Source organism: Streptomyces sp. DH10, from assembly GCF_029813805.1.
Lineage (GTDB): Bacteria > Actinomycetota > Actinomycetes > Streptomycetales > Streptomycetaceae > Streptomyces > Streptomyces coeruleofuscus.
In genome coordinates this window covers 277,622-297,244 of sequence record NZ_JARVKU010000006.1, presented here as the reverse complement: position 1 = coordinate 297,244, position 19,623 = coordinate 277,622, and the positions used below count along the sequence as shown (strand labels likewise).

The 19,623-nt window shown below is 70.3% G+C and carries 24 protein-coding genes, 1 pseudogene and 1 riboswitch; of the genes and pseudogenes, 10 read left to right on the top strand and 15 right to left on the bottom strand.

Going from position 1 to position 19,623, the window contains the following annotated elements:
* Positions 1-61 precede the first annotated feature (61 nt).
* Positions 62-222: riboswitch (cyclic di-AMP (ydaO/yuaA leader) on the top strand.
* Positions 223-625: 403 nt separating this feature from the next.
* Positions 626-886 carry a hypothetical protein gene (locus QC385_RS15760; protein ID WP_279541924.1) on the top strand — a complete coding sequence of 87 codons (261 nt, stop codon included), beginning with the start codon at positions 626-628 and terminating at the stop codon, positions 884-886.
* Here QC385_RS15760 and QC385_RS15755 read toward each other — a convergent pair.
* Entirely contained in the window at positions 852-1,778 is a 927-nt protein-coding gene (locus QC385_RS15755; RefSeq protein WP_279541923.1) for a PIN domain-containing protein, read from the bottom strand. The genes QC385_RS15760 and QC385_RS15755 overlap by 35 nt on opposite strands.
* Positions 1,779-1,843: 65 nt before the next feature.
* On the opposite strand from QC385_RS15755, the gene QC385_RS15750 reads away from it, so the two are divergent.
* Positions 1,844-2,578 (top strand): prepilin peptidase, encoded by a 735-nt coding sequence (locus QC385_RS15750; RefSeq protein WP_279541922.1) that lies wholly within the window; start codon positions 1,844-1,846, stop codon positions 2,576-2,578.
* A gap of 302 nt (positions 2,579-2,880) precedes the next feature.
* On the opposite strand, the gene QC385_RS15745 is transcribed toward QC385_RS15750, so the two are convergent.
* A complete protein-coding gene (locus tag QC385_RS15745) occupies positions 2,881-3,285 on the bottom strand; it encodes a GNAT family N-acetyltransferase (protein ID WP_279541921.1) in 405 nt (134 codons plus the stop codon).
* Positions 3,286-3,581: 296 nt separating this feature from the next.
* Between QC385_RS15745 and QC385_RS15740 the strand changes: the two genes are divergently transcribed.
* Positions 3,582-3,731 carry a hypothetical protein gene (locus QC385_RS15740; protein WP_279541920.1) on the top strand — a complete coding sequence of 50 codons (150 nt, stop codon included), beginning with the start codon at positions 3,582-3,584 and terminating at the stop codon, positions 3,729-3,731.
* An 86-nt stretch (positions 3,732-3,817) separates the two neighbouring features.
* Here QC385_RS15740 and QC385_RS15735 read toward each other — a convergent pair whose 3' ends face one another.
* From QC385_RS15735 to QC385_RS15725, 3 genes are all read right to left on the bottom strand, one after another.
* Entirely contained in the window at positions 3,818-4,426 is a 609-nt protein-coding gene (locus tag QC385_RS15735; RefSeq protein WP_279541919.1) for a helix-turn-helix domain-containing protein, read from the bottom strand.
* Positions 4,427-4,448: 22 nt separating this feature from the next.
* Positions 4,449-4,769, bottom strand: a complete 321-nt coding sequence (locus QC385_RS15730) for a hypothetical protein (protein WP_279541918.1) — start codon at positions 4,767-4,769, stop codon at positions 4,449-4,451.
* A 756-nt stretch (positions 4,770-5,525) separates the two neighbouring features.
* Entirely contained in the window at positions 5,526-6,359 is an 834-nt protein-coding gene (locus QC385_RS15725; protein WP_279541917.1) for a hypothetical protein, read from the bottom strand.
* A gap of 459 nt (positions 6,360-6,818) precedes the next feature.
* Between QC385_RS15725 and QC385_RS15720 the strand changes: the two genes are divergently transcribed.
* Both QC385_RS15720 and QC385_RS15715 read left to right on the top strand, forming a co-directional pair.
* A complete protein-coding gene (locus tag QC385_RS15720; protein WP_279541916.1) occupies positions 6,819-7,349 on the top strand; it encodes a hypothetical protein in 531 nt (176 codons plus the stop codon).
* Complete coding sequence (locus QC385_RS15715) at positions 7,346-7,660, top strand: hypothetical protein (RefSeq protein ID WP_279541915.1); 315 nt, start codon at positions 7,346-7,348, stop codon at positions 7,658-7,660. The genes QC385_RS15720 and QC385_RS15715 overlap by 4 nt, the downstream gene beginning before the upstream one ends.
* On the opposite strand, the gene QC385_RS15710 is transcribed toward QC385_RS15715, so the two are convergent.
* From QC385_RS15710 to QC385_RS15680, 7 genes are all read right to left on the bottom strand, one after another.
* Positions 7,639-8,316 (bottom strand): hypothetical protein, encoded by a 678-nt coding sequence (locus tag QC385_RS15710; protein ID WP_279541914.1) that lies wholly within the window; start codon positions 8,314-8,316, stop codon positions 7,639-7,641. The genes QC385_RS15715 and QC385_RS15710 overlap by 22 nt on opposite strands.
* Positions 8,317-8,406: 90 nt before the next feature.
* Positions 8,407-9,216, bottom strand: coding sequence for a hypothetical protein (locus QC385_RS15705; protein ID WP_279541913.1), 810 nt, complete (start codon positions 9,214-9,216; stop codon positions 8,407-8,409).
* 19 nt (positions 9,217-9,235) lie between these two features.
* On the bottom strand, positions 9,236-10,141 hold the full coding sequence (locus tag QC385_RS15700) for an aldo/keto reductase (RefSeq protein ID WP_279541912.1): 906 nt from the start codon (positions 10,139-10,141) through the stop codon (positions 9,236-9,238).
* On the bottom strand, positions 10,138-11,310 hold the full coding sequence (locus QC385_RS15695; RefSeq protein ID WP_279541911.1) for a JmjC domain-containing protein: 1,173 nt from the start codon (positions 11,308-11,310) through the stop codon (positions 10,138-10,140). Before QC385_RS15695 ends, QC385_RS15700 begins: the two co-directional genes overlap by 4 nt.
* 20 nt (positions 11,311-11,330) lie before the next feature.
* Positions 11,331-11,471, bottom strand: a complete 141-nt coding sequence (locus QC385_RS15690) for a hypothetical protein (protein WP_279541910.1) — start codon at positions 11,469-11,471, stop codon at positions 11,331-11,333.
* A gap of 447 nt (positions 11,472-11,918) precedes the next feature.
* The gene (locus QC385_RS15685; protein WP_279541909.1) at positions 11,919-12,158 is read right to left on the bottom strand and encodes a hypothetical protein; all 240 of its coding nucleotides are present in this window, start codon (positions 12,156-12,158) and stop codon (positions 11,919-11,921) included.
* Entirely contained in the window at positions 12,155-12,568 is a 414-nt protein-coding gene (locus QC385_RS15680; RefSeq protein ID WP_279541908.1) for a hypothetical protein, read from the bottom strand. The genes QC385_RS15685 and QC385_RS15680 overlap by 4 nt, the downstream gene beginning before the upstream one ends.
* 244 nt (positions 12,569-12,812) lie before the next feature.
* Here QC385_RS15680 and QC385_RS15675 point away from each other — a divergent pair, with 244 nt between their 5' ends.
* Together QC385_RS15675 and QC385_RS15670 are read left to right on the top strand one after the other, a co-directional pair.
* Positions 12,813-14,066 carry a hypothetical protein gene (locus QC385_RS15675; protein WP_279541907.1) on the top strand — a complete coding sequence of 418 codons (1,254 nt, stop codon included), beginning with the start codon at positions 12,813-12,815 and terminating at the stop codon, positions 14,064-14,066.
* Positions 14,051-14,602, top strand: coding sequence for a GNAT family N-acetyltransferase (locus QC385_RS15670; RefSeq protein ID WP_443032911.1), 552 nt, complete (start codon positions 14,051-14,053; stop codon positions 14,600-14,602). Before QC385_RS15675 ends, QC385_RS15670 begins: the two co-directional genes overlap by 16 nt.
* Before the next feature lie 758 nt (positions 14,603-15,360).
* On the opposite strand, the gene QC385_RS15665 is transcribed toward QC385_RS15670, so the two are convergent.
* The 3 genes from QC385_RS15665 to QC385_RS15655 form a co-directional block, all read right to left on the bottom strand.
* Entirely contained in the window at positions 15,361-15,762 is a 402-nt protein-coding gene (locus QC385_RS15665; RefSeq protein WP_279541905.1) for a hypothetical protein, read from the bottom strand.
* A 91-nt stretch (positions 15,763-15,853) separates the two neighbouring features.
* A complete protein-coding gene (locus QC385_RS15660; RefSeq protein ID WP_279541904.1) occupies positions 15,854-16,372 on the bottom strand; it encodes a hypothetical protein in 519 nt (172 codons plus the stop codon).
* Between the two features lie 31 nt (positions 16,373-16,403).
* A complete protein-coding gene (locus QC385_RS15655; protein ID WP_279541903.1) occupies positions 16,404-16,619 on the bottom strand; it encodes a hypothetical protein in 216 nt (71 codons plus the stop codon).
* Positions 16,620-17,396: 777 nt separating this feature from the next.
* On the opposite strand from QC385_RS15655, the pseudogene lexA reads away from it, so the two are divergent.
* The 3 genes and pseudogenes from lexA to QC385_RS15640 all read left to right on the top strand — a co-directional run.
* Positions 17,397-17,844 (top strand): annotated as a pseudogene (lexA, locus tag QC385_RS15650) (transcriptional repressor LexA); the annotation flags it as partial.
* Between the two features lie 169 nt (positions 17,845-18,013).
* Complete coding sequence (locus tag QC385_RS15645) at positions 18,014-19,141, top strand: site-specific integrase (protein WP_279541902.1); 1,128 nt, start codon at positions 18,014-18,016, stop codon at positions 19,139-19,141.
* A gap of 4 nt (positions 19,142-19,145) precedes the next feature.
* The gene (locus tag QC385_RS15640; RefSeq protein WP_279541901.1) at positions 19,146-19,478 is read left to right on the top strand and encodes a helix-turn-helix domain-containing protein; all 333 of its coding nucleotides are present in this window, start codon (positions 19,146-19,148) and stop codon (positions 19,476-19,478) included.
* Positions 19,479-19,623: the final 145 nt, after the last annotated feature.

The window sequence follows — 19,623 nt, the reverse complement described above, 5'->3', positions numbered from 1 at the left end:
ATGCTACTTTCGAGGAGGGGCTGCCACGTCTAGCCGAATCTCGCCACGTGGTCAGCTCGGAAATGTCTACCGACCGCATGGAAGGAGCGGTGGGCGAGAGCGGAGGACCCAAGACGACGGGCTCTCTACGGAGTTGCCCTTGGGATGAAGCCGCCCATTAGCGGCCGGGGAAACAGACCCCCGAATCCGACAGCTCACTTCGCAGGCCATCAGACCGGCCGAAAGGCCATGTGATCGCTGTTTGTCTAGCGGTCCGTCTGGTGCTGCCTTGCTGACGGACCGCGGATTCGTGAAGGGACTACCCGATGACGCGTCGGGATCTGAAGCTGTGGGTTGCGATCTCCGTTCTCACATCCTGCTTGATCGGCTCAATTACCTGGTCCATTTCCAGAGAGTGTGACGCAGGCGTCCTTGAGAGCCTCGCTTACGGCGGTGGCGCAACAGTTGCCGTGATGACCATCTGGCTGGGGCTGATTGCCCTCTTCCAGCGCTCCTAGCGCTCACAGGTCGAAGCGGGGTCTGGGGCCGCCCATGAGTTGCCACGCAGCTCGTGGGCGGCCCCTTCGTCTTGTGAGACCCCAGTCGGTAGTTCAGAGAAGCGAGCGACTGGCTCAAGGCCGCGGCCATGCTGGAAAGCATCGCGCTGCACGAGCCGCTGGAGGCGAAGAACGAGTTCTTCGCCTGGCTGGTCGCCGAGACGTTCCTCAGCACCAACGGCGTCGCGCTGGACTACGAGCCGGAGGAAGCCCTCGCGCTCGTCATGCGCGCCAAGCACGGGGCGCCCGCGTCCAGGAGGTCGCCGCGCAGTTGCGCGCCTGGTCCACCGGCTGAGACCCCGGCCAGAACCCCGTCTATCCGTCTCCGTCGGCGGGCACCTCGAAGGTGATGGCCTGCTCGTTGGCGGCCTTCTCCGCTGCACTCAGTCGCTCGATCTTGTACTTCTCGTCCAGAACCTTGGCCTTCAGCCCCCAGGACAGTGCGCGGGCCCGCATTCCGTTGTCCCCGGTGACCACCGTGACCGGTGCCGGTGCGATGGCCTGCTGCAGATAGCAGGCGCGCGCGACGATCTCATCGTCGTTGTTCGGCAGCCGCACGTGCCCGGGCTCGTCCAGGAGGACGTCAACGACGGTGTCCTCGTGCACCACCGCGTGGCCTTCAGCCTCGATCTGGGCCAGAGTCTGCTCCAGGAGCGCGAAGACGGCGCGCGCCCGTTTCCGGACGCCGGTGTCGCGGGTGTCGTACGACTTCTTGTCGATCTCGTCGATCACGACGTGCGGGATCATCACGGACGTGCCGGGGCCGAAGAGCCGCTGCCACGGAATCTTGTCGAAGCGCATGTAGTGCAGCAGGTCGTTGGTGTCCAACACCACCGTCCGCATCCCGTGGTAAGTGAACCGCTCGTGCATCCGGCGCAGTTCATTGGCCAGCTCCATGAAGTACGTACGCACTTCCTGCAGTTCGGTGTTGAGCAGGAACGTCCACCGGTCCGGTGTGAACTGGCCGTGCACGATCGCGTTGTAGCGCTCGCCCCGCAGCCTGGCGGCCACCGACCGGTCGACGAAGGCCTCCAGCAGATCGGTCGTGGCCTGGAGCGTCCACCGGTCGTACTGGCCCACCACCCTGTTGGCGGCCTGCTCCCAGTTCTCGGTCACGCCGTCCGCGGTGCGGGCGATGAAATGGTGGGGTGCGGCGTTCTGGAGGTCGGTGAGCCCCTGATCGGTTAGGCGGTCCAGCAGCGCGATTGCATCAGAGCAGGTCGTTCCGGGCCTCAACAGCATGCACGTGCTCCTCACGGTACGGGCCGTCCGCATCACCGGACCGGGCTGAGCTTAGGCTCCATCCGGTGGAAACGTTCTGGATCACCGCGGTGGCGGTCCTGTGGGGTGCCGGCACCGGCCTGCTCATACCGCGCGCCGCGTACCGGCTTTCCGTGCAGCCCGAGGAACCGTGGCGGGAAGCGTGTCCCGCCGGACACCCCTTCGCCGGCGCCGGGAACGGATGGCTGGGGCGGGCCCGCTGCGCCGACTGCGCCTCTTACGGCCCCAGCACGCCCGTCCTCACCGCCAGCACTGCCGCGGTCTGCGCGGTCCTGGCGGCCGCCACCGGTGCCCGCCCCGAACTGGTGGTCTGGCTGCTGATAGCCCCGGTCGGCGTGTTGCTCGCCATCGTGGACTTCACAGTGGAGCGGTTGCCCGATGTGGTCACGCTGCCGCTCGTCGTGATCACGCTGAGTCTGCTCGGGGTAGCGGCGCTGATGCCCGGTGCTCGCGGCAGCTGGAGGACCGCGCTGCTCGGCTCCCTCGCGCTCGGCGCTTTCTGCCTCGTGCTCTTCCTGATGAACCCCACGGGGTTCGGCTTCGGAGACGTGAAACTCGCCCTGACCCTCGGTGCCGTCACTGGCTGGTTCGGGTGGGTCATCCTGATCGTCGGCACCTTCGCCTGGTTCCTGTTCTTCGCGCTGTACGGGCTCAGCCTCATCGTCGCTCGCCGTGCCGGACGCAAGACGGCCCACCCGATGGGCCCCTTCCTGCTCGCTGGAGCCTGCGTTGGCGTGCTCCTGGGGTCCTTCGGCCGCTGAACGAGGCGAGTTCGCACCTGGTCAGGCTTCGTTGCGCACGACTTTGACTAGCAATTCGGCATCCCGTAAATCGGGGAGGACCGCCTCTGCGCCGACGTCGCGGAGCGCGGCTTCGTCGCTGCGTCCCGGGCCACAACGATCACGCGCATTCCGTCAACCGGGAGCTGTCCATCGCGCGCAAGGCGATTGGCTGGTGGCAGCGCCAGGGCTGGATCGACGGCGATCCGACGATCGGCGTCGACCGGTGGTTGGCACCGCCGGACCAGACAAAGGCGCTCGCCGAGAACAGGATCGCCGCCCTGTTAGAGATCCTTGCGAAGGGCTCGGTTGATGTCGGGGTCCCTGTCGGGCTGGTATGAGGTGATCGGCAGGTATCCCTGTGCGCGGTAGAGCGCCAGGGCTGCGGTGTTGGCGACGCCGGTCTCCAGTTGAGTGCACGTCGCCCCCCTGAGCTTCGCGTCGGCTTCCAGGTGCAGCAGGATCTCCCGCCCCAAGGACTGGGCACGGGCTTCGGGGCGGACGTACATCCGTTTGATCTCTGCGGTGTGTGTGTCCAGGAAGCACCATCCGCCGCACCCGAGCGCGTTCCCTTGTTCGTCTTGTACCAGCAGGAACAGCCCATGCGGGGGCGTGAACTGGGAGACGGGGGTGTCGGCAGGGTTGTCAGCGAAGCCGTATATCGAGCGCTGTTCGTGGTGAAGTTCCATCAGAAGCTCTTGGACTCCCGGATCGTCGTACGGAGCGGGAGTCATCGTCCACGCGGACTGGAGACCTGGACGGGTGGTGTGTGTCATAAGCCAGATAATGCCTGGTCGACGGTGTCGAGGACATCACTTCGTCCGGCGGATCGCAGGGGTCGGGCCGCGCGGCGGCGGACATTGCGCAGGAGAGCACGGCATCTCAACGACTCGACGCCTTGTAGGTGTTCGACTACGGCGGTCAGGGTGTGAGCAGTTGTGTCGATGTCCCTGGTGAGGAGTCCGGTGCGTGCGAGGTGGATGCCGTGCAGGACGGCGGAACGCTAGCACCGCCGACCTCGACCAGGCCGACACCGTGGTCCACCTGGCCGCGCACGATCCGGACCGTGGACGACAGGGAGTTCCGGCTGATCCTGCGGGCGATGGAGGAGAGCGCGTACGGCGAAGCGGCCTGATCCGAGTCGGCGAATGCCGACACAGACGTGCACCCCCGGCAGTGGTTCGCCGGGGGTGCACGTCTACGACCGCAGTCGCGCGAGGGTCAGTTCTTCTTCGCCTCCTGCAGCTTCGTCAGCCGGCACCAGGTGAAGGTCCACGCGTCCAGGTCCTGGATGCCGCACGCCTCGAGGTAGGCGCGGTAGCGCGGATAGGGCGGAATGGGCACCCGTCCGTTGAGCATCTCGCTCAGGGAGCTGCGCGTGAGCACACCCCGGCCGCGGGCCTCCAGCTCCCGCAGGGTGGGCTTGAGGGCCCAGACGCGCACTTCACGCAGCGCGGGCACGAGCTCCTCGACCTTCTCGATGAGCATCGGGTCGGGCGCCCCCACATCGGGCGGGTCGCCCACGGGCGGGCCGTTGCGGTAGTTCCAGCCGGAGCGCCGAGCGGTGGCGGCCCGCCGTCGGCGCTCGGCGGGCATGCCGACGAACACTCCGTCGCGGACCTCCTCGGGGCTGGCCAACGCCCGGACGAGCGCCAGCAGCTGGGGCTGGTTCGGCTCGAAGAAGCCGACCTTGATCCCGGCCAGCAGGTCCGCCGGGATGCCGGTCCGCTCGGCCAGCTCCTGCAGGTACAGCCCGGACTCTTCGATCATCGCGGCCACCTGGCGGATCACCAGGGTGCGCACGACGCCGGTGTTCGCGCGCGACGCCACGATCGGCTCGAGCCGAAGCGAATCAGAGACGCCCACGGCCTTCACCCCGCTTCGCCCGCCAGATGGCGGCCAGCGCCTCGTACGCGGCCTTGGACAGCTCGGTGGCCGCATAGAGAAGGATGGCCGCCAGCACGCCGACCTCGACCTCGACCGGGTGTGTGGCCCAGATGGCGGCCAGGCCGTATGCGGCGACCGAGAGGCCACCCAGCTGCGCGGCGGGCCGAGCGAAGCCGAAGCCGCGCGGGATGTCGGGTGCGCCCTGCACGCAGCCCGGCACGGAGGCCGGCGTGGGCAGCACATACCGCCGCCAGCGCCTCCAGCCCTTGATGATCCAGCGATTCATGACGCGTTCCTTCTGCCTGTGTTCCGGACGTGCAACGGGGGTCGGAGGCCCCGTACGCGCCGTATGCGCGATAAGCGAAGGGTGCTGGGGACCGACGATCGACGCAACGTCAGGGAAGCGTCATGCAGAGGGAGTTCGGGCGCTGGAACGGCCTTGAACGGGGGCAGTTTCGCCTCATCGTTGGATGATCTGAGCTGTCCGAAGCTGTCCGAAGATCAAGACGGATCGCCACGGTCGGGTTTGAGAAGATGAAGGTCAGTGCGCTCCACCCGTCCAGTACAGTCCGGAGTTGTCCGAAGAAGATGCGCGCGGTGGCCGACCACTCTGTGATTGCCGGAGAAGAAAGCCTGTGTTCCGGTAACCGCAGGTGAGCAGGGGTGTCGGAGCCCCGCCCGCCAGCACGCAAGTGCCGGATTGAGTGTCACGGCCTGTGCCGAAACGGCGCAGGCCGTACGCATTACTTGGCACCGGATGATGGAGACCCGTCACCGCCACCGGTCGCACCCGATCTACGCCTCCAGAGCTCCCGCCCGTAGTCGATCTCGGCGTACCCGCGCACCGTCTCTGCCCGCCAAAGCGCACGGAGGTTGGCTGCGTACGTGGTCGGGTGCCCGGGTTCGGCTGCCGCGCCGGGCCCGTGTCGGTTGTCGGTTGTCGGTGAGTGAACACCACGGTGTGGCAATGCCGTTCCCGGCTGGATACGGCGTGACTACGGGCGTGAGCAGGCGATATCCACCTGTATCCACTCTGGAAACATCACGCCGGGCGGCGCTGGCGACGGGCGTGACGCTCGACCTGGCGGCCGACGGCCGGGTCGGCGATGGTAAGCGGCCGTACGCGCAGGAGTCCGCCGGTGCCCGGGTCAGGCCCTCCGGGCGGGAGCAGCCCGGCCTCCTGGGCGACGCCGTCGACCCACCGCCCGTCCGGCCCGGGGCGGCCCTGCAGCTGACGTACGACCGGTTCGGTGCCCAAGTACGCCACCGGACGCCGGGCCTGCCCGTACGCGCGCAAGATCGCCCGCAGCGCGGCCCGGGGCTTGGGCGTCAGCTTCACCTCGACCGCGACCAGGCGCCCGTCGGCGAGCACCATGACCAGGTCCGGCCAGTGCACCGCGCGGGCGCCGGCCGGAACGGCGAGCAGCTGCCCGCGCCGGGCCCCTTCGGGCACATTGGGTACGCCGAGGTCCGCCAGGAGCTCCGCCGCCCGCCCGGATGCCTCGGCGGCGCGCACCTCCCGTTCGGTGAGCATCATGTGCCCGTCCGCCTCCATGGAGAGCCCGACGTCCGCGAGGACCAGGCGGTGCAGCAGCCGCTCGCCCGGCGGGTGCGGAGCACCCAAACCCACCCCGGCGACCCGGGCGCCGCGCTCGGTGGTCCACACGACGGTGCCCGTCCACCGCACGTCCGCGGAGCGGTGGAGCAGCCCGGCCTCGGTCATCAGGCGCACCCGCCGCCGCGCGGCCTCGATCCGGCCTCCCCAGCAGGCGTAGGCGGCTTGGTGGAGCGTCAGCGTGCTGTACCGGGTGGCCAGCCGCAGCAGCTTCTCGTCCTCCTCGGTGCGCTGCCAGCCGTCGCCGCGGGCCTCGCCCATCCCCTGCGTCCGCCGCCGGCGTTCCGCCCGCTCCCGGTAGACCCCGTCGCCCTCGTCTCCACTGCCTTTCCCTCTCCCTGTAGTTGGCGCGCGGCCGCGTACATCACCACGGCGCGCAAGGGAGCCTGACCTGCAAAGCGGACACTGGGCGGAACAGGTTTCGTCCACCAGCAGGCGGAGGACCTGGTGGAGGACGCGGCGGCGCAGATGGCGGCGGTTTCAGTCGGTGCGGTGCACGTCCTTGTGACGGGGGACGCGTGGTTCGGCTTCGGAAAGTCGCACCGGACCATCTACGGGCCCGGCTCGTTGACCAGCGCAGACGGCGACCGTTCACGGATGCCGGCGAGAACAGGGAGTGGGAGATGACGGTAGCGGTCGCCCCCCGAGGTCCGGGCCGCGCAGCGGCGGGTCGTCAGCACGGTCAACGCGTCCGGGAAGCTGAACAAAGACGGGCTCGCCATGTGGCGGGAGGTCAATTGCGGCGAGTGGAAGGCCACCGCGGCCGACATCGGCCGCGACCTGGACCTGCTTCAGGTCCCGCACTCGATCGTGACGGCGTTCCGTTTCCCTCTCGCCAGCTCCTACAGCAAGGCCATGCGCGAAGGCGAGGAGGTCCGCATCCTGCGCAAGGACCTGACCCACCTGGTCCGCTGGATGCCCTCGCTGGAGCAGACCGTCGCCGACATCCCCGAGGACGCCCCGGGCTGGGACTTCACGCTGTTCCAGCCCCGCGCCGAGGGCATGGCCATCGCCAAGCTGGCCCTGTCGGCGGAGTGGCCCGCCTGGTCGAAGAAGCAGGCCCGTGCCGCTCGGCTGGTCTGCGCGGAGTGCGACTACGACCTACGCGAGTACACCGACGAGACTCGGCTGCCGTACGACATCCGGCTGCCCGAGCGGCCCAAGGCACGGCGGCTGGTGTGCGGGCAGTGCTGCAACGACGGCCTGGACGAGTTGGAGCGCCTGGCCGCGCTCGCCGGGAAGCCGTCGTGACCGCCGAGCCGCAGGCGGACAGGCTGCTGGTCGCGGAGCTAGTGGGTGTGCTCAACGACGCCGAGCACTACGTCGGCCCCGGATCCGGCGTCGACAGCCGTCTTGCCTACCTCGACCGCCGCGCTGCGCTGCTGCACCGGATCGTCGATGCCCTCGGTGACGAAGCCTCCCGCTACCTCGCCCAGGACGCCGAGGACCGCGCCCAGGACGCGCGGTCCAGGGCCGAAATCATGGCGCAGGAGTGCGGCGACCCGGCGCCCGCGCCGACCGCGGTGACGCGGCGCACCGGTCAGGCGCCGAGGAAGAGTTGAGGGAGTTCGGCCAGCATCTGAAGGGCCGCCGCGTAGTTGGCCCGGGCCTGCTTGGCCAAGGCGACGTCCGCGACCAGCTCCGGATACAGCTCGCGGGCGCCCTTGCCCCGCCGCTCGTACAGGGCCCTCAGCTCCTTCTCGGCCTCCTCGACGCTGGTGTGGCCCGGCCATCTCTCCTTGGCGGCCCGGAGCCTGTTGGCTTCGTTCGAGCAGCTCAGGCAGACCTTGATGCCCTCGATGGTCGTGGTCAGCTCGCCCTCGGGGACCAGGCTGAAGACTTTGCCCTGGAAGAAGTCGGTGCATCCCAGGTGGGTCTCCAGCAGGCACGCGTCCAGGAACGCCGTTCCCGCCTTCGAGCGCGGTACGTACACGTCATCTCGCAGGTGCCACGGCGCATCCTGGAGGCGCTTGGCCGCCACCCACACGAACAACTGGCCCTCGTACTCGTGCACGACGTGCCAATGCGGGTTGTGGCGGGCGCTGTGACAGCACTTCTGATCCACCACGTAGCCCCAGGGCCTGCCCTCCATCGCACAGTCGCCGTCGGCCAGCAGACTTCGCCGGGGCAACTGGCTGTAGATCCCCTTGGACATCCGCTTGCCGTTCACCGACAGCGTCTTGATCGTGACGGTGGACTCCGCGATTCCCAGCTCCATGACCGGAAGAACGCCTCCGCCCCCGTGGACGACGCGGCCGCCGGTGCCGGTTCGCGCGTTTGGCCCAGACAGGTGACTCAGCGCCGCGCGTCACTCGGCGGCGCGGCCGCGCAACTCCTTGGCCCACTCCTGGAGCGGACGTTCGAGGGGGAGGTTGTCGCCTCGGTCGACGGTCTGGAGCAGCATGGCGCACGCGGTGGCCTCGGCGGCGAGGCCGGCCGGGCTGCCCAGGATTGGGAAGGTCGCCCGGATCCGGGCCGCGGTGCCCGGCTGCAGCAGCGAGTAGGCGTAGAGCATCGCGCAGTCGAAGCCCTCCGGAGCCGTGCCCCACCCCTCCCAGTCGAGGACCCGCAGGGGGGAGGTGAGGTTGGCCCAGTGCAGGTCACCGTGGGCGGTGCGGGTGCTCCAGCTGGACGCGTCCGGTGCCGGGATGCCCACGAACTGGGGGATGGCCCGCTCCATGTACTGCGTGCGTACGGCGACGCGGTCGGTGGCGGCCGCCGACAGCTTCTCCAGCGCGTGCGTCAGGTCCGTCCACCAGGTGTCAGGAAGGGCAGGGTCGTGCCGGAGGATCGGGGTGTCGGAAAGGACCGGTTCGCTCACCCGGGCCGACAGTTCCGCCCGGTAGGCGGTCCCGGCCTCTACTTCGTCGTGGATGCCGAGCAGGGCCGGGCGGTGCCCGTCGAGGTCCCCCAGCGCCTTCTGTGCGGCCACCGCGCCGTCCCACAGCTTCCCGGATGCCTTGTCGGTCCGCTCTGCCACGAGGCGGAGCCACGCCGGTTCGCCGGAGGCGGTGCGGGCCGGGGCACCCAGGGTGCGCCCGGCCCATCCCCAGAACTCGCCGCCCGGTTCCACGTCCACGGCCAGAGCCTGCGCCGCGCGCCGGTGGTGGGCGCGCATGCGCTGCTCAGCGGCCGGGTCAGACGGAAGCGAGTACACCAGCGATCTCCCGCAAACGGGCGGTTTCCAACGGAGGTTGGGCGACCGCGTCGGCCGCCTGCCGCCAGTGTGGCGCACTGGAGGCGGCGACGAGGACCTGCGTCACTCCTGGGCATGACGCTGCCGTGAGGATGCACACCTGTGCGGGGGTGAGGCCGGGCCGGATCAGGTCGACGAGCTCCTGGTCGACCATCTCCAGCAGTTCCCCGCCGTGCAGTGGCGCCGAGGCCATCACCCGCAGCCCGGCGCCGGCGGCGTCCCGGACGGGACCGTGTCCGTTCAGCGCCTGCTCGATCGGCGCCATCATGACCAGGCTGACCGGCAGTTGGATCGCGGCCAGGTGGTGCTGTCCGCCCGCCGCTTCGGTGGCCAGGGCCCGCAGCAGCGGCACGGAGAAGGCCTCCTCCAGGAAACCACGCCAGGTGGCCACCCCGTACCCGGCGATGTGTCCGGCCGCCGTCTCCTCCTCCAGGACGGTGAACGCCTCCCGGATCGCCCGGTACCGGGCCGCCCGGTCCCCGTTGTGGGCCCGCTCGGGGTTGTGTAGCAGCACCAGGTCCAGCCGGTCCCGCCCGAGTTCGGCTCGGTTGCGGCGTAGCTGCCAGCGCACGTACTCGGGCGCGAGGCTGTGCCCGGCCGTGGCCTCGTCGGGGGTGAGGACACCGGCGTCCGCTGCGGCGGCGCCGGTCGCCGCGGTGAAGTAGCCGACCTTGGTGGAGACGTGCACCGTGGGGCGGGCGGCTAGGACCCCGGCGAGGTCCCTCTGGGCCTGTCCTGCGCCGTAGTTGGGGGCGGTGTCGATCCACCGCGCGCCGGAGGCGGCCGCACGGGCAGCCGCCTCCGGGACGTCCTGGCACCGGTAGGTGCCCAGGGCGAGTTCCGTCACGGCAGGCTCCCCACCACGGCGGCCTGCCCGGCGACGAGCTCCTGGACGAGCCCGGCGACGGATTCCACGTCCAGGCCGGCGGCCGCGGCGAGCGTGGCCAGGGCCACGGTCTCCCCGTCGACCAGCGGGCGCAGGACCGCCTCGGCGGCCGGGGCGAACTCGTACGCGCTGCCGGCGGCGGCCAGCGTGACCGCGTCGTCGTCGACTTCCAGCACGGCGCGGGCGGTTGTCAGCCGGACCCGCAGGTCGCCGTCGGCCGGGACGGCGTCGACGTACGGCAGGCTCGGCGCCATCCGGCCCGGGTCCCGCCCGTCCATCGCCGCGGTGTACCGGGCGATCAGGCGGGGGTCCTCGAGCTGTTCGCCGAGCAGCTTGCGCAGCCCGTGCAGGAACTCGGCCTGTTCAGCGGGCTCGGCGAGCCGGGGCAGGTCGCGGCGCCAGTCCTCGTGTTCGAGCAGCTGCTCGGCGACCCACGTCACCAGGTCGGTGGCGGTGTGGGTCTGCAGTCCGTAGGTGACGTGCAGAGAGCGGGTGCCCTGGTCGGCGGCGACCGTGTGCCAGATGCCGCGCGGCACGTAGAGCACGTCTCCGGCGTGCAGGACCAGGTCGGCGATCGGCTCCTCGGGCGGCTCCTCGGGGGTGGCCACGTCGCGGTGCAGCGGGAACGGCCTGGTGGTCCCGTACAGCCGCCACCGCTTGCTGCCGTCGAGCTGGACGACGACGGTGTCGTGGTCGTCCCAGTGGACGCCGAAGCCTTCGGTGCCGGTCCAGGAGGCGTACAGGTTGGCCTGGACGCGGGTGCGAAGAACGCGCTCGATGTCCTCGGCGAGCCGGGTGAGCGGGCGGTGCATCTCGTCGATGGAGTCCAGGACGAGGGAGGCGCCGTCGGCGAGGCGGGCGTGCAGCTCGGTGGGCTGGAGCTGGCGCCAGATCGTGTGACGGCGGGTGGTCACGGCCTGGGTGTAGGAGGCCACCTGCAGCGGTGCGCCGTCGCGGTGCAGCCGCATCCGGGGCGGCTCCAGCCTCTGGGTGGCCAGGAGTTTGTTGAGGTCGTCCCAGGTCATCAGCCCGGCGACGTCCACGGCGTCGGCTATGTGGCGGTGTTCGCGGTGCAGTGCCTGGGCGAGGAAGGCCTCGCCCAGGCATGCCGCGATCGACTTGGTCGTCATCGCGTGTGGGTCACCCCATGTCAGTCGTTGCTGTCGGAGACGCCGCTGCTGCCGCCGTCCGAGGGGGCGTTGGTACGCGACCGGGCGGCGGTGATCAGCTGCCGGGAGCGCACCAGGCCGCCGGACCTGGCCGGGGCCGCGGGCTGCGTGGGTGCGGGCATGGAGTCCTCCTCCACTGGTAGGACGGCCGGGCCGGGATGGCTACGGCCGGTGGTGCTGACCGGCGGGATCGGGGGGTTGTGACGTCCCGACCCGACCCCGCCGGGGTCTATGGGGCGCGGCGCACGGTGAGCGCCAGGACCACGAGCGCGCCGCCGAGCCACCAGGTTTGCCACCAGGCCCACCAGGGCCGCCTGCTGGGACGGCGGGGCTTGCGGCGGCGGCCGGTCACGGTCGGGACTGCCGTACGAGCTGAGGGCGTGCGCCGTACCGGTCGGGGTGCTGCTCGGTGTGGTGGTCGGATCGGCCGGCCTCAGCCTCCGGCGCCGACGCGGGCGTTGCGGTGGCGACGGCCCGGGGGCCCAGCACGGCCGCGGGCGGAGTGAGGGCCAGCGCGGCGAGGGCGAGCACTGCGCGGCCCGGACGCGACGGACGCGCGTGCGCGCCGCTCACTGGTCTTGCCCGGGGTGCGTGTCCGGCGTGACCGGTGCGGGGTTGTCGAGCGAGTCCGGGTCCGTGGTCCACTCCGTCCCGCCGCCCTCCGGGGTCAGCCAGGCCACCGGGCGGGGCTTGTCGCCGTCCGGGGCGATGGCCCGCAGGGTTCCGCGGCGGCCGGTCGCGGTGTCCTCGACCTGCCGGCCGATCCAGGGGTGGTCACGGTGCAGCAGACTGCGGCGTTTGGTGCTCACTCGTCCTCACCGCCGTCCGTCGCGACCAGCGGCTCCCAGGTGTAGCGCACCCGTACGCCGTGCTCGCGGAGCCACCGGGTCTCGCGGTACCGCAGCTCCGACGAGGCTTCCGGGGCGATGCTGGACGGCCACCGGACGATCACCGTGGCGACCTCGCCGGCCTCCGCCAGCTCCCGCACCCGCAGCCAGCCCGTCCGGCGGCACGGATCCGGTTCGCCGTACTCGTCCTTGACCACCTCGGTGATCGTCAGCCCGCGCTCCTGCGCGAAGGACTGGCCTTCCTCCTCGGCGCGCTCCGCCGCCAGGCCGGGCGTCAGCTTGCCTCGCCGGGCGCACACGTACAGCACCGCCGCAGCAGGGTCCGGGACGGCTGACGTGGCCTTTTCCTGAGTGGTTCCTGCACTGGTCATCGCTGCCTCAGCAGGTGGATCGGGTCGGCGCCCCGCCGCGCCTACGGGGGATGAGGCGCGGTGGGGCCGTACGCGACACCTAACAGTCCGTCACCGTGCAGTGGACATGACGAAGTTGTCCGGGCCTCTCACACTCGGACTGACGAATTGAACTGCCCTTTACCTGTCGTGGGTCGCGCGCAACCCCTACCGTGCTGTCGTGGGGGAGACCAGAAGCCCAGGAAACCCAGCCTTAGCCGACTGGATGACGGCACATCAGATGTCGGCGCCGGAGCTTGCCGACGCGGTGAACGACGCCATCGGCGACTTCACCGGCAAGACCGGCACCACATCGGAGCGCACCGTGTTCCGATGGCTGTCCGGCGAGAACCAGTGGCCCCAGGAACGGCAGCGACGGGCCTTGGAGGCGGTCACCGGCCTCGACGCCACGGCCTTAGGGTTCCTGCCTCGGGGGAAACGCAACACAGTCCCACCAGCGCTACCAAAGGACCCCGACGTGCGCCGTCGTAAGTTCTGCAGCGCGGCCACCGGCACCGCGGCCGCCGCCGTGATACCCCTCAGCACCCCCTCCTCCCGCCCCTCGCGTGTCGGCACCTCCGACGTGATCAGGCTCCGTGACGACGTCGAGAGACTGGTGGCGCTCGACGCCGACCGCGGCGGGCACGGTCGCCTCGAGAGGGCCGCCCTCGCCGGAGCCGACGAGGCCCTCGGCCTGCAGAAGCAATCCACCACACAGCGCGTGCGCCAACGACTGTTCGCCCTCGCCTCGGACTTCACCGCGACGGCCGCCTGGTCCTTGATCGACGCCGGGCAGCTCGACGGTGCCGGCAGGCATCTCGACCGTGCCCTGACCCTCGCGGGCCTCGCGCAGGACCCCGAGATGACCATGCAGGTGTGGAACCTGCGGGCCATGCTCGCGCGCCAACGCAAGCAGTACGCCGAAGCGGTGGCCGCCTCGCAGGCCGCGCAGGCGACGACCATCGTGCGGCGCAGTCCACTGCACGCCTCCCTCGCCCACGCCCGGAACGCCGTCGGGCTCGCCCACAACGGCGACAAGCGCGCGGCACTGCGCTGCCTGGGCCGTGCCGAGGATGCTCTGGCGAAGGCCGACCTGGCACAGCCCAGGTCGACATGGATCGCCTTCTACGGATCTGCCGAGCTGCACTCCCTGACCGCGATCGTGCGTGACGTCGTGGGAGACCCGGCGGAGGCGGAGGCCGCCTCCCACCGCGCGCTGGCAGCACTGCCGGAGTCCTACCGGCGCAACCGTGCACACACCACAGCCCGGCTCGCCCTCGCGCAGCTGCACCAGGGCGACATCGAGCAGGCATGCGCCACCAGCGGCGACGTCTTCGCCATCATGGCCGGCGCCCCGCTTCCCGGGCGGATGCGGCAGCTCCTCGGCGACTTCCAGCGCGACCTGATCGCCCGTGCACCCTCCGCGCACATCGCGCACGAGTGGACCGACCGCTACCGGACTGAATGGAGCCCCTCTTGACCACCACAGCCGTCGAACTCCGCCGCTTCGGCCACGAGGACCTGCAGGACATCCGGCAGACCCTCCTGGATGTGCACGCGGACGCGTACGCCGACGAGATGGAAGACGAGTTCAACCAGCGGTTCCCGTGGTTCGTCGACCACTGGGGCGGACACCCCGGGTTCTCCTGCGTCATCGGCTACGACGGTCAAGGCGAACCGGTCGGCTTCGCGTACGGCGCCCCGGCCACCCCCGGCCGCGAGTGGTGGCGCGAGCACCTGAGCGAGCCGCCGGCGGACGACTCGACGTTCTCTGTGTCCGAGCTGATGGTGCGGCCGCAGTGGCGCAAGACCGGGACGGCCGAACGGCTGCACGCCGCCCTGATCGAGGACCGGCCCGAGGCCCTGGCCGTGCTCCTGGTCGACCCCGACCACCCGAAGGTGCAGGCGCTGTACGAGGCGTGGGGGTACCGCACGGTCGGCAACCGCCAGCCGTTCCCGGACTCCCCGAACTTCGCGGTCATGCTCCGGGACCTGCGTGTCCCGACAGCCTCCTGACCCACCCCACGGACGTACAGAGGCCCCGGCGTGCCTGCCGGGGCCTCTTCGCTGCTGCTCACCCGCCATTGCCCCCATTGGACCCAACAGGTCTTACCGGGGCGCGGTCGGCCCCCTGCGGCCCTGCGAGTGAGGGTCGTGGCGGTAGGGGCGGCGCCAGGTGCCTGCTGGCCGCCCTGGACTGCGCTACGGCCTCGCGCTTCTGCTGGACGGCGTACGCCGCGCGGGCCTTGGCCTCCATGTCGTGGAGCTCGGGGTACTTCCTGGCGATCTCGGCGCGGCGGGTCTGCTCGGTCCGGACCGCCTCGATCGTCTTCCGGTTCTTCGCGGCCGCCGCCTCGAACTTGGCGGCCTCGCCCTGCAGGCCGGTCAGCGTCTGCGCGTCGCGCCAGTCGATCCGCAGCTCGATGTCGGCAGCTGCTCGCGCATCTCCTTCAACCGCTCGCGCACCGTCTCGACGTCGGCCGGGGCGGACTCCTTGGCGCCGACGTCGCGGAAGTGGTCGGCGAACTTGCTTCATCGGCAACGCGCTGACGCCGCCTCGTGGCGACCGCGCCGCACGGCGGGCGTACGGCGGGCGGGACCCAGGGGGAGCACCCGCACGTTCGAGTTCTCCGGCACCGGGAAGCGGCTCTCCCGCCGGCACCCGATCCTGGTGCACCGCGTCGGCCGCGACGCTGTGCCGAGGCACGGACAAGACGGCGATCGCCTCCCGGGCCCGCCATCGGCGGCGCCGCGGCGGGGGTTGGCCTGCGTGCTCACGAGGCCACCGCCTCACACGTCGCGGGTCGGCCGACCAGGCCCTCGTACAGCTGCCGGGGGTCGAGAGCGCCGGCGGACACCAACGCGCGGAGGGAATCGGGCCGGAGACCGGCGCTCGTCCCGTCCTCACCCTCGTCATCGCCATGGGTGAGCTGCGGGGGAGGCAGGCTCAGCCACGCAGCGGCGTAGGACCCGGCGCCGCCCGGAGCGGGCACAACGACCCACCCCCCGTACGGCACGACACGGACGTCCGGCACGAACTCCCACAGCTGTGCCCAGCCGCTGGCCACGACCGCGAGCAGCTTGCCATGCAGGTAGTCGGCGATGAGCGAGTGGCCGTCCGCGATCGGTACCTGTACCGCGTCGAGTGCCGCCAGTCCGGGCGCGAGCGGTAGCACGATGACGTCCTGGCCGCCGTCGTGCTGCAGGAGGCGCGAGGACCAGGTGCTCGCGGCGAGTAGATCGTCACGGCCGGGGCTCGGCGAGCGGTCACCGGGGAGCCACCTTGGTGTTGGCTCCGGTGGACATCTTGAACACCTCTCCCAGGTGTCGGCCGACGTCCTGGCCGTTCAGGAGCTCGTGCGGGATGTGGGTGGACTCCACCCAGGGCGGGGTGTCCCACCGGGCCCCGTTACTCGGGGGCAGGGCGATCCAGCCGTCCGGACCGGTGCGTACCTCGACCTTCGGGTGGACGGCCGCGTACCGGCCGGTGGCTGGCAGCACGAGCAGAGTCGCCGTCGTGCCGTGGGTCACGAGACAGGGGACGGGACTGATGCGGTCGAGCCGCAGCATGACCGCCATGGCGATCGGGTACGGCACGAGCACCGCGTCGAAGGGGATCGTCGGCGCGATGAGGGAGCCTCCGGGGGCTTCCTGCAGCGCCTCCTCGATCGAGTCCTCGACGAGCCGGGGACCCGGAGGGGTCAGTGGATGCGCGCCCAGAGTCGGGCAGTTGGTGTTGCCGCAAGTGCAGCCCGCACGAGGCCGGAGCCGGTGCCCTACGGCCACTGACCATCCCAGCTGGACGGACGAAGCAGGTTCAGCGGCTGACGTGGATGCGGACCTGGACCGTTCCGCCAGTGGCGGCCGCCGCGGCTCCGAGTCCGATCACGGGGGCTAGGTAGTCGCTGTTGCCGCTAAGGGTGAGCACGATGACGGCGATGATCGTGCCCAGCACGGATAACGCGCTGATCCAGGTGAGCGCCTTCGCCGTGGTCGACGAAGGCGCCGAGGGACTACGGTCGGTCTGAGTCACGGGACGTACTCCTCCAGTTCCGGGGGTTTTCTGTGACCCGGGGAGAAGCCGGCCGGATCGGCGCGACGGGCTGTCCAGCCCGGCTTCCCCTCGGGAGATCGTGTGGTTCAGGTTCCGTGCCGGTTGGCGCATCGACAGGGCCTTGGTTGATCGAAGCCGAGCAGAGGGCGCGCCAACAGACCTTCAGGCACGGAAAGTTGATGCACGTGGTGCAAGATCGACTGGTATGCCGTCATCGAAGCACAGCCGTATCGGGCATGCGGCAGCTCGCCTAAGGTGGCCGCGCTTTGGCCGCGCTTCGCCGAGATGGCAGCGAGATGGCCGTGGAATGGCAGCGCGCTTTGGCCTTGACATGGCGCGTACGGATCGCCGCAGGCGTCTCGGAGAACAGGCCCGGAGACGCGACCGGTGAGAACTCGTGATCCGTCTACGTCATGTCAGCGAAGCACCTGGTGGTGCACGATCAGCTCCCTCTGTAGCAAGTGGGGTGAAGTGGGGAAGCAGCCAGCCGGAGTGCCGAATTATGGGGCTTTGACGGCTCTACTCCCCGGCCGTGGCGGTCTGGTAAGTCCCCTTCGTTACCTCCGCTGCGCTCATGGAAGTGGGGCGAAGTGGGGGACCGCTGCCCCTTGACAAGGCCGGTGGGTACGTCGAGCCGGAGACGCTCGAAGCGCAGACCTGCACTTTCTTCTCCGACGGTGCCGAAACGGTGTTCCATTTGTGGGAGATGGCGGGTTATGGTCGCGCTCTGCGAGATCTTGTACGGAGGTGCCCCGGATGGAGAACGCCGTGCCCGCACGCCGAGGTCGTCCCCCGGGCATCCGAACTGCTGAAGGGGAGCTGACAAGCCGCCAGGCGGCGATCGTCCGCTGCATCACGGAGGCGGTCGCCCGGCAGGGCTACCCGCCGTCGATGCGGGAGATCGGCCAGGTCGTGAAGCTCGCCAGCACGTCCTCGGTCGCCCACCAGCTGATGGCCCTCGAGCGCAAGGGCGTCCTCCACCGTGACCCGCACCGTCCCCGCGCCTACCGCGTGAGACCTTCGTGGGCACCCGACTTGGGCACCCGTCGACGTTCCGCTCGTCGGCCGAATCGCCGCCGGCGCCCCCCTGCTGGCCCACGAGATGGTCGAGGACGTCTACTCCCTGCCCCGCCAGGTCGTCGGCGAGGGTGATCTCTTCGCCCTGAAACTGGAGTGCCGACAGGTTCGTTCCGCTGCCCCGTGCGGGAGTTGTGGCTGTTCATGCAGGTCGTAGGCGCGAGAAGACGCTTCACTCGATCGTGTGGAGATCTGACGATTACTCGCAGATTCCAGGAGTTCTCTCTGTAATTTGCTTCCTTGTGAAGGATTCCGGGACTCGTCGCTTCTCCCTCATCACGGGCGGCGACGTAGCTGTGAAGGACCGGCCTGGCGAGCACGTGCAGCCGGAGCCGGGCCTGGCTGACGTCCTGACGCTCCAGCGAGAGACCGCGGCGACCGCGTCCGTGGAAGCCGAGCAGGCGCTCTTCCAAGACTCCCTCGCCGAATACGTATGGGCCAGGGACGTCGCGGGCCTGTCACCGCGCACGCTGGAGGCGTTGGTGCAGCCGGTACTGGAGATCTGCTCGTACTGCGACGTCATGCCGTGGCACCTGACCGCGCGGCAACTGGACAAGTATTTCGCGGGCCCGGGCAAGCGGCCGCGGCACACGACGGTTCGGTCGAAGATCAACCGGATCGACCTCTACTACGCCTTCCTTGAACAGCGGTACGCCGGCGAGATCCACCGCCGGTTCGGCGCGGTGGTCGAGTCGCCCGTCGACTCGTTCAACCGGCCGGTCCACCGCGGGGATTTCGGGCTTCGGATTCCGCCGTCGGCCCGGGCGACGAAGGAGTTCTTCGCCTCCTGGCGGGAGGCGCTGCCGCGGGCGCGGAAGTACCCGGTGGCGGTCCGCAACTACGTGATGGCGAAGCTGACGTACATCTCCGGGGTGCGTGCGGCGGAGCTTTGCCAGGTGCAGCTCGGAGACGTGCACTGGGAGAACGGGCAGTGGGGCCGTTTCCTGGTCCACGGCAAGGGCGCCGGCGGTTCCGGCCCCCGGGACCGCGAAGCTTTCCTCTTCGAAGAGGGCCGCGCGCTCCTGTGGTGGTACGTCGAGGAGGTGCGCGGTGAGTTTCCCGATGACCCCTGCGACCCGAGGGCGCCGCTGTTCCCCTCCGAGCGGCTGGCGAAATCACTGGCCGGCATGGAGGGACTGCTCGCCCCGCCGGTAGTGCCCGACACGTTCCGGCGCGCGCTGAAGATGGCCTCGCACGAGCATCTGGGGGGTCCGGTCAGCGAGCTCTTTCCGCATCTCCTGCGGCACGCCTGCGCGACCCACAACTATGAGGCGGGGATGCCGTTGTGGGACGTGCAGGTCTTGCTCGGTCATGTCTGGGCATCCACCACGGTCGGCTATCTCGCGACCGCGAAGGGCGACCCGGAACGGGCGAGCCTGGAGTCTTCCCGGCGAGCGGTTCGCCGGCTGAGCACGGAGGCGTGATCCCTTGAAGTGGAACCTGCGCTGGGCCGCGGCCAAGCGCGACATCTGGCGCCCGACCCAGTTGCAGGCCGCCTTCCGGGAGGTGGGATTCACCCCGTCCCTGAGCAAGGTGGCCGCCCTGTGGTCGGGCAAGCCGGTCACCGTCCGGCTGGAGGACCTGGACAAGATCTGCGCCGCCCTCCAGTGCACGGTCGCGGACCTGATGGAAGCCGAGCCGGTAGCGGCGGCCGAGGGACGCCCGGAGACCGAGCAGCGCGCCGTCGGCGAGAGCGGGCCCGCACGCCCGATTCCCCGATCGGGCAGCGGTGGAGCCCGGCGTTCGCTGCCGCCGAATTGACCGGGGCGACCGGTGATCGGGGGTTTTGGCTTGCTCGGGTCGTGCGGGACGTGCGCGAGCTGGGGGGCGGTGAACGGCAGGGCCATGTGCCCTCGGTGCGCGTGGGCGTGGATCCGCGTGTCCTCGGGCAGGGACGGCTGGAGCG

Excerpts from the sequence above, each read along its gene's own strand:
- QC385_RS15670 (WP_443032911.1), top strand. The coding sequence starts at position 14,051 with ATGGAGCCCCTCTTGACCACCACAGCCGTCGAACTCCGCCGCTTCGGC.
- QC385_RS15680 (WP_279541908.1), bottom strand. The coding sequence starts at position 12,568 with ATGACCAGTGCAGGAACCACTCAGGAAAAGGCCACGTCAGCCGTCCCG.
- QC385_RS15705 (WP_279541913.1), bottom strand. The coding sequence starts at position 9,216 with ATGCGCGCCCACCACCGGCGCGCGGCGCAGGCTCTGGCCGTGGACGTG.
- QC385_RS15760 (WP_279541924.1), top strand. The coding sequence starts at position 626 with ATGCTGGAAAGCATCGCGCTGCACGAGCCGCTGGAGGCGAAGAACGAG.
- QC385_RS15730 (WP_279541918.1), bottom strand. The coding sequence starts at position 4,769 with ATGAATCGCTGGATCATCAAGGGCTGGAGGCGCTGGCGGCGGTATGTG.
- QC385_RS15725 (WP_279541917.1), bottom strand. The coding sequence starts at position 6,359 with ATGGGCGAGGCCCGCGGCGACGGCTGGCAGCGCACCGAGGAGGACGAG.
- QC385_RS15690 (WP_279541910.1), bottom strand. The coding sequence starts at position 11,471 with ATGCCCGCACCCACGCAGCCCGCGGCCCCGGCCAGGTCCGGCGGCCTG.
- QC385_RS15755 (WP_279541923.1), bottom strand. The coding sequence starts at position 1,778 with ATGCTGTTGAGGCCCGGAACGACCTGCTCTGATGCAATCGCGCTGCTG.
- QC385_RS15720 (WP_279541916.1), top strand. The coding sequence starts at position 6,819 with ATGTGGCGGGAGGTCAATTGCGGCGAGTGGAAGGCCACCGCGGCCGAC.
- QC385_RS15710 (WP_279541914.1), bottom strand. The coding sequence starts at position 8,316 with ATGGAGCTGGGAATCGCGGAGTCCACCGTCACGATCAAGACGCTGTCG.
- QC385_RS15745 (WP_279541921.1), bottom strand. The coding sequence starts at position 3,285 with ATGGAACTTCACCACGAACAGCGCTCGATATACGGCTTCGCTGACAAC.
- QC385_RS15675 (WP_279541907.1), top strand. The coding sequence starts at position 12,813 with ATGACGGCACATCAGATGTCGGCGCCGGAGCTTGCCGACGCGGTGAAC.
- QC385_RS15695 (WP_279541911.1), bottom strand. The coding sequence starts at position 11,310 with ATGACGACCAAGTCGATCGCGGCATGCCTGGGCGAGGCCTTCCTCGCC.